At 35.8% G+C, this 13,610-nt stretch carries 3 protein-coding genes; all 3 read left to right on the forward strand.

All coding sequences use genetic code 11. The features are described 5' to 3' along the window. Positions 1 to 97 precede the first annotated feature (97 nt). The 3 genes from Q0829_RS00635 to Q0829_RS00645 all read left to right on the forward strand — a co-directional run bounded on the left by Q0829_RS00635 (position 98) and on the right by Q0829_RS00645 (position 13,415). The gene (locus Q0829_RS00635) at positions 98 to 4,021 is read left to right on the forward strand and encodes a family 16 glycosylhydrolase (RefSeq protein ID WP_298538758.1); all 3,924 of its coding nucleotides are present in this window, start codon (positions 98 to 100) and stop codon (positions 4,019 to 4,021) included. Positions 4,022 to 4,161: 140 nt separating this feature from the next. Continuing rightward, complete coding sequence (locus Q0829_RS00640; protein ID WP_298538759.1) at positions 4,162 to 9,075, forward strand: glycosyl hydrolase; 4,914 nt, start codon at positions 4,162 to 4,164, stop codon at positions 9,073 to 9,075. Between the two features lie 494 nt (positions 9,076 to 9,569). Beyond that, a complete protein-coding gene (locus Q0829_RS00645; RefSeq protein WP_298538762.1) occupies positions 9,570 to 13,415 on the forward strand; it encodes a hypothetical protein in 3,846 nt (1,281 codons plus the stop codon). Positions 13,416 to 13,610: the final 195 nt, after the last annotated feature.

Here is a 13,610-nt window from a genome sequence, read left to right on the forward strand (position 1 = left end):
AAATAGTTATGACGTATATATCAAAAAGAATATATACGGCTTGTATTACGTATACGGAATTTCGAAAATTAACTTAAACACACAAACCATTTTAATTATGAAAACAAATATATTCTTTAAAACCACTTTAACCTGTATAACGTTGCTATTTCTTGTAGAAATAGGATATTCGCAATGTTCGGAACTTATATTCAATGATGAATTTTCTGGTAATTCAGTAGATCTTACCAAATGGAGTTTTGACAATGGCGATGGATGTCCTACGCTTTGTGGGTGGGGTAATGCCGAGGAACAATGGTATCAACCAGAGAATACAACTGTACAAAACGGGAATTTGATAATTACCACTAAAAATGAATCAGCAGGAGGTAAGCAATTTACTTCTTCAAAGTTGATTACATCGGGAAAATTTAATTCTAAATATGGCCGTTACGAAGCTAGCATAAAATTACCTTCTGCAGGAGGGATTTGGCCTGCCTTCTGGATGTTACCAGAGAATGGTAATTGGCCTTTTACCGGAGAAATAGATATTATGGAATCTCAACATAAAAATCCGGAAAGTGTTGGAGGTACTGTACATTATTCTAACGGAGGCTGGCAATTTAATGGTAGAGAATTTAATGCAGGATTAGATCTTTCTGTTGGATTTCATGAATATGCAGTAGAGTGGGAACCAACAGAAATACGCTGGTATGTAGATGACCAATTGTATCATACAGTTACACCAGCGAATACAGTAGATCCTTGGCCGTTTAGCGAAGGAGATTGGTATCTTATTCTTAATGTGGCGGTAGGAGGTCCTAGTACTCCATATACTGGAAATATTCCACCAACACCAGCAGATTATCCAACACAAATGGAAGTTGACTATGTTAGAGTGTACAGTGGTACTTTTAATACACAGCTTATAGGAGATAACAATGTATATGAAGGTGAAATTGGTAAACCTTATACAATTACACCAACTGAAGGAGCTTCTTATAGTTGGACTGTACCTAGTGGAGCTAGTATTACTTCTGGTCAAGGAACGAATACTATTTTAGTTGATTGGGGCATCACAGAAGGAGATGTGAAAGTTGTGGTAAATGTTCCAGAATGTGGTATCAATGAATTTAAGATGAGTGTTTCTGTTAACCCAATTAAAACCTTAGAATATGTCTTTGAGGATTTTGAAGGAAATAGAAACGTAACATATACTTCAACTACAGACGGCGCTTTAAATGAATCTGTGGCAAATCCGGGAGCAAGTGGTGTAAACAATTCTTCAATCGTAGGAAGGTATGTACGAGCTACTGGTGCACAATATGATGGTTTGTATATGACAACTACGAATATTGGGAATGCTTTGGAGTATACTTCCGGAGAAAAGTCCATTTGGTTGGATGTATACAGCGATGCTCCAATCGGAACGGAGTTTGTTTTACAGATAGAGAATAGTACACTATCTGCTGGAGATTGGCCAGCAGGTCGCCATAGTAGATACAGTGCTAAGACAATATCACAGAATCGTTGGGAGACTTTAGAATTCGAATTGTTAGATAGACCCGATGCTAGCGTTGGAGCTTTAGATGTAGATCAATTAGTATTATTAATTGATCCAAATAGTTTTACGGGACATACTGTATTCATTGATAACATGAGGAAAATGGATGCGCCTGATCCTACTTTGTTAGAAGAAATTATTATAGCCGATTATGATGGGATAAATCAATTGGAATTGTTTTTTGAAAATGGAGAGTATACTCCCAATGTTATCAATCCAAGTCCAAATGATATTAATAATAGTATTAATGTAGCACAATACGAAAGAGGAGCTTTTGAATTATATGATGTTGTTAGCTTTAATACAGGTGCTATAGAAGATTCAAGTCCTTTTATCGATGGAGACAATATCTTTTTTATGGATGTCTATACATCGGCACCGGTAGGAACTGAAATTTCTTTGAGTTTAGAAAACCGTGAAGGATCAAATAGTGATTTTCCTTCAGGAAGAAATAGTCAATATACTAGTGTTGTTAAAGAACAAAATCAATGGCATACGATAGCATTTAGTTATACTACATCGCCAGATGCAGGAACATCTAATTTATCTGTGGATGAGGTTTCAATTCTTTTTGATCCTAATTCTAATACATCCACAACATATTATTTTGACAACTTAAGATATGGAATTACTAAATATCTACCGTCTTATGAATTCTCGGAAATGATTCATAATTATAACGGAGTAAATAATCTTTCATTAAATAATACAACAACTGGTAGCTACCTAGAAAATGTTGGAAACCCTGGTGCAAATGAAGTGAATAATTCATCACTAGCAGGAAGGTATGTTAGAAATAATGGAGAATTATATGATGTTTTATTTTTTGACACCAATTTCGTCAATGATGCTAGTGTTTATGTTACTGAAGATAAGAGATTTGCAATGGATGTGTATACAAGCGCAGCGGTTGGGACTGTGATTAGTTGGCAATTAGAAGCTAGTTCTATATCTACTCCGGCTAATTTTCCATCCGGTCGACATAGTGTATATCAAGCTGTTGTAAAAGAACAAAATAGCTGGCATACGTTAGAATTTGTACTAACAGGAACTCCGGATTTAGTAGTAAGTGATGCGCAAATCGATACTATTGTATTGTTATTTGACCCCAATAACAATAGTGGTGATACATTTTATATTGACAATTTAAGATCCTTAAGTAAGGAAGAAGTAACCCAAACACCAATTTTATCATCGATAGTGGTTGTTTCTGATAGCTCCACAATTAATCAAGGAGAAACAGCGCAGTTCAGTGCACAAGGTTTTGATCAAAATGGAGAGTCATTCACTACTGACTTTAGTTGGACAGCCACTGGAGGTTCTATAAATGCTAATGGTTTGTATACTGGTTCATATGATGGAACCTATACTATTACTGCATCAAGTGGATCGGTTTCTGGTACAGCATCAATTACAGTAAATGAAAATACGAATTCATTTGAAACTATTCCCGGAACAATACAAGCTGAGGATTATAAAGAAGGAGGAGAAGGAATAGGATATCACGACCTAACATTAGGAAATACAGGAGGTGCTTATCGACAAGATAATGTAGATATAGAGAATACAGGAGATATTCTTGGAGGCTCATACAATGTTGGTTGGATTGAAACCAGTGAGTGGTTGGCATATGATATAAATGCTACAGTTTCTAACAATAGTTATGATATCGACTTCCGTGTAGCCTCCCCTAATGGCAATGGTAAATTTCATTTAGAGCTGGATGGAACTACCATTACGGAAGTGATATCAGTACCAAATACAGGAAGTTGGCAATCGTATGAAACAGTTTCAGTGACTGGAATTTCAATACCTAGTGGAAATCATGAATTGCTAATTGTTTTTGATTCAAATGGTTTGAATATCAATTATATAGAGTTTGGGGTTTCAGAAGATACAACTGTTAATAATTGTAATGGATTAGCAGCAAATACTCAGTATAGCTATGAGGTTTCATCAGATACTACAAACCCTACAATAACTTTTGTTCCTGAAATTACAGGAATGGGAGATACCATTTGTATCCTTTATTATAGTACTTCCACCACAGGACCATATCCTGGATACCTGGTTACTCCAAATGTTCCATTTCAGATTAATGCAAATTCTGGAGATCAGATATATTTCTATTATACTTATAGTTTGCCAACTGGAGGAGAAAATAACACAGCAGCATCCAAACATGATTTTGTAGTTGGATCTTGCACAAACAGATCAGGTATCATTGATGAAAAGAATCCAGTTGATATAACTGTTTTTCCAAACCCTATGAATGATATAATTACATTATCAGGTTTAGATAAAGTACACCAGATTAGTATATATAATATAGCTGGTGAATTGTTGCGAACTAGCACTGTAAACATGACACAAACTCACCAGAGTTTGGATGTCAGTTCTTTGTCTAAGGGTTTTTATATAGTAAAGACGTATAGTCAGAATAGAGAATCTTCAATTCATAAAATACTTAAGAACTAATGTTTTGCTAAGGAGCGATTCTGGTATGAACGCTCCTTGTTTTCTTAGATTTCGAAATACTAAATCTATAAGCTTTAATTTCTAGTTTTTTAATGCAAATATTAAGGATATTTCACACAAACTCAAATACTATTTATAGCATGAAAAAGAATGTATTTATATTAATTATAATGGGGCTCTATATCATTTTTTTAGCACCAGATATGGAGGCTCAGATTGTACCCGTAGGAAGCGGTAGTTATACCACAGTGTTTCCTGGAGTAGATGCAGCCGGAAGAAATAGCTTCCCTTCTGGAGCTCCTTGGATTTCTGGGGTAGCGGCATCAAAACCTGTTCCTACAAATGACTGGTGGTCCGATATGATAAAAACAGATCATGGAGCAAAAGCCTTTAACTACCCATTATCGTTTAGATCTTTGTCTACAGGTCTTAATATCAATTATACGATTCCGTTAACTTCTGGACCAAACGATTATCGAGAACCTATGAGCGGTGTTGAATCCATTGTGGTCGGTACCGAGGATTTAGGAGTAACTAGTTCTAGTGCTTCAGATCATTCAGATTGGAGTGTAACGATGAATTGGGGGAACCAGTTTTATAGCACAGTTACTATAGGTTCTCCTTTTGTATATTTTGAAAAAAGCAGTACTGCGGGACCTGCAAAAGTAGCTGTCAATTTTAATGGAAATGGAGTGACTCCCGATGGAAATAAGCTGATTATTCAGAACAATATGAGTAATTCAAATTATGTGGTTTTTGCACCTGCTGGATCCAGTTGGGTTGGAAATAATGGAGTATATACTTCTACATTAAATGGAAAAAATTATTGGTCAATGGTACTATTACCCTTTGGAGTTGATATAAATACGGCTATTGCGGAGTATGAGCAATACGCTTTTGTATTCCCTGATAAAACAACTGTTGATTGGGATTACAATGAGAGTACAGGTAAAGTAAGAACAACATTTACGGTAACTCCAGATGTAAAAGAGGGAAGTAATACAAAAGTATTACAAGGATTATTGCCTCATCAATGGGATCGTCTTGCATCTGATTCTTCCCAACCAACCGGAAACATATATCCGTCAGTGAGAGGTACGATCAAAACTTTAGTCTCTAATAGTTTTATAGTAGAAAATACCTTTAGTGGTATCTTACCAACCTTACCTGATCTCGGCAAGTATACAGATGGTTTTGATCCTGGTTCTTTAGCCCAGAAAATTGATCAAATAAAGAATGATGGATTACCACTATGGACAGATTCATATAATCAAGGTCAGGATATGAATCGTTTGATACAAGCAGCGAGAATAGCTGATCAAATTGGTAATATTGAAGCAAGAGATCTTTTGGTTACAACAGTAAAAAATAGGCTAGAAGATTGGTTATCTGCAGAAAGTGATGAAGTCGCTTTTCTTTTCTATTACAATTCAGATTGGAGTGCTTTACTAGGTTATCCTGCGGGACATCGACAAGATGTAAACCTTAACGATCATCATTTTCATTGGGGGTATTTCATTCATGCAGCGGCGGCTATAGAGCAATTTAATCCAGGCTGGAATGAACAATGGGGAGACATGATAAATCTACTAGTAAGGGACGCTGCTAATCCATCAAGAACGGACAGTATGTTTCCGTTTCTTAGAAATTTCAGTCCTTATGCTGGACATAGTTGGGCCAATGGTTTTTCTTCAGAACCACTTGGCAATGATCAGGAATCTACTTCAGAGTCTATGCAATTTAATTCTGCATTGATTCATTGGGGAACAATAACTAATAATAAAGAGTTGAGAGATCTGGGGATTTACCTATACACTACAGAATTATCAACGATTCAGGAGTATTGGTTCGATGTAGAACAGCGTAGTTTTCAACCAGAATATGCCTACGAAATGGTAGCAAGAGTTTGGGCTAGCGGATATGACAATGGCACCTGGTGGACAGAAGATGTCGCAGCTTCATACGGGATACAGCTGTATCCAATTCATGGAGGTTCACTTTATCTTGGTCATCGAACGGATTATGTAGATAGAGTATGGCAGGAAATGACACAAAATACAGAAGTATTAAGCAACGTCCCTAATATGAATCTATGGTACGACACCTATTGGAAATTTCTTTCTTTTACAGATCCACAATTGGCTTTATCACTATATAGGTCTTATCCCGATCGTGGAATTAAAGTAGGTATTTCTGATGCGCAAACATATCACTGGTTACATACCATGGCTTCTCTGGGACAGGTAGCCGAAGAAATAACTGCAGATTACCCAATAGCTTCGGTGTTTAATGACAACGGAACATTTACATATGTCGCGCATAACTATAGTAATTCCCAAATTACCGTAAGTTTTTCTGATGGATATAATTTAACAGTACCAGCCAATAGTATGGCGACTAGCAGAGATGTTGATATTGCTGTAACATTATCTTCTGACGTCTCAATAGTTCCAGTAGGAGGTAATGCAAACTTAACTGCTGAGGTAACCGGAAATGGTATTACCAAAGTAGAATTTTATATTGGAGAAGCATTAATAGGTACCAATACATCAGCTCCTTACGAGATAAATACAGGTACTCTTTCTGTTGGTTTCCCAAAAGTATTTGCCAAGGCTTATGTTGGCAATAATTTAGCTATTTCTAATGTGTTATCAATACAGGTAGGAGCTCAAATTCCTTATGGTGGAACAGCTGTTAATCTTCCGGGAACTATTGAAGCGGGTCTTTTTGATGTTTTCGAAGGTGGAAATGGACAAGATATTACTTATTCTGATAATGATGCTTTTAACCAAGGTAATTTTCGACCTACTGAAGGAGTGGATGCTAACAGTACCAATAATGAAGGGTTTACAGTAGGTTGGATCGGTTCTGGAGAATGGATGGAATATACTGTCAATGCCGAAAATGCAGGACGTTATCGAGTTACAATGCGATATGCTTCAGGAGATACGAATGGAGGAGGCCCTTTCTGGTTTGAACGTGATGGAGCTAAAATCAGCAATGATATTTTAGTACCATTTACAGGATCCAATTGGGATGTGTGGCAAAACGTTGTGACCGAAGATGTTAATTTGATAGCTGGTGAACAGGTAATTCGAGTAGGTATTGGTAATGGTGGATTCAATTTAGGAAAGATGACTTTTGAATATATAGGACCATCCACAGATGAAGTACTAACAAGCATCGTGGTTACTCCGCTAAACAGCACATTAAATGTTGGAGATACTCAAGAATATATAGCTCAGGGTTTTGATCAATATGGAAACCCTTTTACAATTACCCCAACCTGGTCAGCAACCGGAGGAATTATAGATATAAATGGTTTGTATACTGCAACTACAGAAGGAAATTTTACAATTCGGGCTACCAGTGGTTCCATAACAGGAACAGCATTGATGATAGTTTCAGATAGTAGTTCGGTATTGTCTAGTATCGTAATATCTCCTTCTAATGTGAATCTTTCTGTAAATGAAACACAACAATTTACCGCTCAAGGTTTTGATCAAAATGGAAACCAAATGTCTACGAATGTAAGTTGGTCAGCCACAGGAGGAGTAATTAACGGACAAGGTGTTTATGCTGCTTCGCTTCCTGGAAGTTATACCATCAATGCATCTGAAGGTAGTATTTCAGCTTCAGTAACCGTTACGGTTACTGATGTTATAGGAGGAATATGTATTGGTGGTCCTGTAAATGGAGACTATACCTATAGTACTTCGGGAGATACAAATAATCCCACAATTACTTTTGAACCTCAATTACCAGGTATAGGTGACTCTGTGGTTATCTTATATTATGGCACCAATCCTGGTGGAGGATACCCTGGATATATGGTAACTCCTGGAGTACCTTTTCAGATAAATGCTAATCAGGGTCAAGCAGTATACTTTTATTATACATACAGTGTACCAGAAGGAGGAGAAAGGAATACTGCTGATGAGATGCATAATTTTATCGTAGGTGATTGCGGACCTCCTCCTTTACCAGTGCTTAGTTCTATTAAAGTGTCTCCAGAAAATTCATCTATTACTAGTGGAAGTACCTTACAATTTATAGCAAATGGATTGGATCAATTTGGGAATTCTTTTCCGATATCGCCAACTTGGTCTGCTAATGGTGGTATGATAAACACTAATGGTCTATATACTGCGTCTCAAACCGGGAGTTTTGAAGTAATAGCCTCGTTTGATGGTATTTCTGGATCAACAACGATTACGATTAATGAACCGCCAGTGTTAACGAGTTTACAAATCTCTCCAGAGACATCATCTGTATTTGTTAATGATACAATTGCATTTACATATGTTGCCTTAGACCAATATGGCAACTTGTATCCGTCGACACCTACCTGGTCATCTACTGGTGGAATCATAGATTCAAATGGACTTTACAGCGCAACTACGATTGGTACTTTTTCTATAAACCTTACTGAAGGTTCTGTGACCGCCACAGCAAATGTAACCGTTAATGAAACTACAAGTTCTTGTGTTTTACCCGCTTCAAATGGGGATTTTACAACCGAAGTATCTGGAGATTCATACAATCCAACCTTAACATTTTTACCATCACAATCTGGAATAGGAGATACCGTTTTAATACTGTATTATGGTATGGATCCTAATGGAGGTTATCCAGGGTATTTCGCACAACCAGAAGTTCCTTTCCAAATTCAGGCTGCTGAAGGTCAGAAGATATATTTTTATTACACTTACAGCTTACCAACTGGAGGAGAAGATAATACATCGAATGCAAAGAATGATTTTATAGTAGGTTCTTGTAATAGTAATAGATCACAGGTATTCGACAATACTATTTCTGAAGTATTGGTGTTTCCAAACCCGATATCAGATCTAGCACAAATGGTTTTACCAGCAGAATACGAATATTTTAGATACAGAATAATAGATATTTCTGGAAAAGTAATTGTAGATCTTCCAATAAACAAAAAAGAGCAAAAAGTAGAATTAGATATGAGTCATAAAGAAACTGGATTGTACTTCTTAAAGCTATATGGTAACTCTTCAACAAAAAGTTTTAAACTATTAAAAAAGTAGTTTTCTTATTTATAAAAGTTAAAAGAAAAGTGGTTTATGAATTTTAGATCACTTTTCTTTTTATTTGATGTTTTCACAATTAGAACAAATTAATTTTCCTACACAAGTATTTCTAAGACCTCATAACATCCTTCGATATAGATGTTTGATGTAGATTTTTCGATGAAATGTATTGTGGTGAAAAAAGGTAAGTTTTATACTACATTTTAACATTTAATTATAGATTTTAACATTTTGTAGTGAAATCCTGTTTTTTAACGTTTTTCGTTTTTTTTTCTTCTTTAGCGTTCAATAAATCATAATATTTGTACGGGGAAATAGGGGTAAATTTTTTAGTTATATCGTTTTTAACGTGTTGATAGTTAGTGTTTAACTGTCATTTTTCTATTTATTTCTGATTTTCATTATTTATTTTTTGCTCTTTTCTTTTAAAGTTTTGAGCATTTTTTATTTGCATACTAACATAAATCATTAACAACAAAACCAACCGCATGATGAAAATTACTTTTGAGTATTACAAACCAAAAAGGCGTGATATGATTAGCATATTACTTTCCTTATTATGTTTTGTGTCATTTACAACACAAGCAGGAAACAAAATCAACTCTTTCGATAGTGTAGAGGATAGCTATACAAATATTACGGCTGGATCTACGATAGTATTAATAGCTAATAATGGTAGATATGTATCTTCAGAGAATGGAAAAAAACCAATAATAGCTAATAGAACAAGAATAGGTTCCTGGGAGAAATTTATAGTAGTAGATGCCGGAAATGGTAAGATTGCTCTAAAAGGAAATAATGGAAAATACCTTTCTTCTGAAAATGGGAAAAAGGCTATGCATTGTAATGTAAGACATTTAGGAGCTTGGCAAAAATTTAAGGTAATTCAATTAGGAAATGGTAAAATTGCCTTGAAAGGGAGTAATGGAAAGTATGTTTCCTCAGAGAATGGAAAAAAACCTATGAACTGTAATAGATCTAGAATTGGTTCTTGGGAAAAATATAAAGTAAAAGTTTTACGTAATAACAATTGTGAACTTAATGCTGGGAGAATTGAGAGTACACAAAGAAATTGTGGTGGATTTACACCTGAAGAATTTGTGGGGACCGCTGTAACGAGTGGAGATCATAGAAATGTGAAATACCAATGGCAGATTAAAGAAAATAGAGGAGGACAATGGCAAAACATCACAGGTGCAAACGCTGTAAATTATCAACCTGCTTATAGAGAATCAGGATCTGTTTGGTACAGAAGAGCTGTTAAAATAGAAGGTTGTCACGACTATTATTATTCTAATATTGTTGATATTCATGTCAAAGTTGCGCCAAAAGCAGATGTAAGTGTGAAGAATACTAATTGTGGGAAACAAGATGGAGCGATCACTTTTACATTTGGAGATACCAACGGAAGAACACATATAGAATTTTCATTAGATGGAGGAAACTCTTATAAAACCGTTCCAGATGATTCGTCTATTTTTACCTTTAAAAATTTAGCGTCGGGAAGTTATGATGTTTGGGTACGTTGGGGTAATGATGAATGCCCTATAGATCTTGGGGTGGTTAATATAGAAGACCAATCAATTACTGTAGATGCAGGTGAAGATGTAGAAGTTTGTGAAGGAGAAGAAGTAACCTTAACAGCTTCAGTAGAAGGAAATCAAGATTGTAATGAATGTGTAGGGTATAGTATATTAAATACAGATAATTGTAAACGAAATGAAAACTATGTGATGTGGCTGACTGATGGTCATAATCCAAGATGGTTTTCTAACGTAAATCTTCAATGGGAAGAATTTGTAGATGGTACGGCAAAACTTTCGGGAACCGTATACGATCATACTTTAGAACAAAAAACGTATGAAGTAGATGCACTATTTACAGGAAAAACTGTAAGCACTCCTGCAGATAGTCCAAAAGATCACGTTTGTAATGATGAAGACAGTACCGGATGGACTTATTATACAGGATTAACTGGTACAGTAAAAAGTACTGATGGTTCTTGGTCGGTTAACTTATCAAGAAGAGGACCAGCATTCCAAATGGGGAATGGAGCTAACCAAACTGAAACTGATGCGGGTAAATTTGGTGCTTGTGGATGGTTTGATACTACGGATCAAGAATATTGCAGAGGAGATTTCAATATTAATTTTGGAGATTGTATTACAACAGATGAGGATAACCTTACTTATTTATGGTCTACTGGAGAAACAACCGAAAGTATCACTGTTAATGAAGCAGGTTCTTACTCTGTAACAGTAAAAAATTGTAATGATTGTGAAGCAACGGATAGTGTAAAAGTTACATATACTAAAGAACTTGAAGATGGTGGTCAAATAGAGGAAACACAAGTAAACTGTGAAGCCTTTGATCCGGAAGAGTTTACAGGAAATGATCTTGAAGATGAAACTGGTTTGACAATAGTATACCAATGGCAGGTTAAAAGAGAACAAGGACAATCTTGGGAAGACATCGATGGAGCTAACGGAATAAATTATACCGCTCCTCGTATAGAATCAGGTTCTTTATGGTATAGAAGGGGTGCAAAGAGTGAAGAATGCGGAGACTTTGTGTATTCTAATAGTGTAGACCTACATGTTAGATTAGCTCCGGTTGCCGAAGTAATTCTTACCAATGCAGATTGTACAGATCCTACAGGAGATATTGAATTAACTTTTGAAGATGTAGAAGAACGTACACATATTGAATTTTCTATTGATGGTGGAGTTACGTATACAGAAGTTCCGGATGATTCAGGTTCATTTAGTTTTAATGACCTAGAAGTTGGAGATTACAATTTATGGGTACGATGGGGTAATGAAGACTGTCCTGTTGACCTTGGAATTTTTACAATCGAAGAGGTTGAAGTAATTACTGTAGACGCAGGAGCAGATGAATTTATTTGTATAGGTGAAGAAATTACACTAAGTGCTGCTGTAACTGGAGAAGGAGAATGCGAAAGTTGTGTCGAGTATGTTATTCAAAACACAGATTATTGTAGAGGCGATCATAATTTTGTAGCCTGGATAAATTCAGGAGGTAAACGAAGATGGTTATCAAACGTAGATTTAGTATGGAGTGAATTTGAAGATGGAACGGCTACTTTAAAAGGGACTATGTATGATTATTATTATTCAAAAACTAATTATGAAGTTGATGTAATCTATTCTGGTAAAACTAGCATAGCTCCTGTGGAAAGCCCAAAAGATCACTTTTGTAATAATGAAGATGCATCTGATTGGGTATATTATACCGAATTAACAGGAACAATATCGCAAGTAGAAGGTGATGAAGTATTTGTTGTTAAAAGAATGGGACCTGCTTTTCAGTTAGGAAACGGAGCAAATACCTATGAAACCGAAATCGCTAAAAGTGGAGCTTCAGGATGGTTTGAGATCATAAGTGATAATGGCGGAATTGGAGATTTTAATATCAATTTCGGAGATTGTATTACTACTGAAACGAACGGAGTCGAATATCTGTGGTCAACAGGAGAAACAACATCAAGTATTACCGTATCTCCAACAGAAAATACTACGTATTCTGTAACGGTTTCTAACTGTGTAGATTGTATAACAACAGATGAGGTAAATGTGATCGTAAATGAAGCTAGCGTTAGCTTAGGAGTTGATATAAATATTTGCGGAGAAGAAGAAGTAGAACTAAATGCCGGAATTGCAGATTCTTATTTGTGGTCTACAGGAGAAACTACACAATATATAACAGTAACACCAACTCAGGAAACGACATATTCGGTAGTTGTGAATCAGAGTGGATGTGAGGCTTCAGACGAAGTAGTTATTTCAGTTACCGATATATCAGTTGATGCAGGAGATGATATATCAATAGATCAAGAAGAAGCATCAGAAGTTTCTTTAACCGCTACTGCATCTGGAGATGTAGAATCTTATCTCTGGTCTACTGGAGCTACTACAGCTTCAATAATTGTATCGCCAGATGTAACCACAACCTATACAGTTACTGTAACTAAGAACGGATGTGTGGCAGAAGATAATGTTACTATAAATGTAGCATTAGATCCTTGTCTTAGCGAGAGTTTTGCTGCTACAGCATTTCCAATTCCTGTAAGTCGTTCAGGGCAAATGAATGTAGATATTGCTGTGAATAGAGCTCAGCCCGTTACATGTGAAATTTATAGAATGGATGGAACAGTGGTAGGACCAGCCGTTACAGAAAGCTTAGATGAAGGATGTAATACGATAACTATTGATATGTCTGTACAGACTAATATTCAGTCAATGACCAACTATATATTGATACTAAAAGGTGATTCATCTGAGAATACAGAAACAATTCAATTTTCGACTATAAATTAATCAGGTCGAATAAAAGAAAATCAAAATATATAAAAACCTGTGGAATTTTGTTCTACAGGTTTTCTTTGTTCTAATATTTTCTATCGAACTTAAAATTACCTGTGAGATGCGTCATAGGGTTAATAATACTATTTTGGAAAACATCAACCAACGAACCAAGCTTATTGTGCGTGAAAGATATTTATATTTCAACAT

Source organism: uncultured Aquimarina sp. (assembly GCF_947492405.1).
Taxonomy (GTDB): domain Bacteria; phylum Bacteroidota; class Bacteroidia; order Flavobacteriales; family Flavobacteriaceae; genus Aquimarina.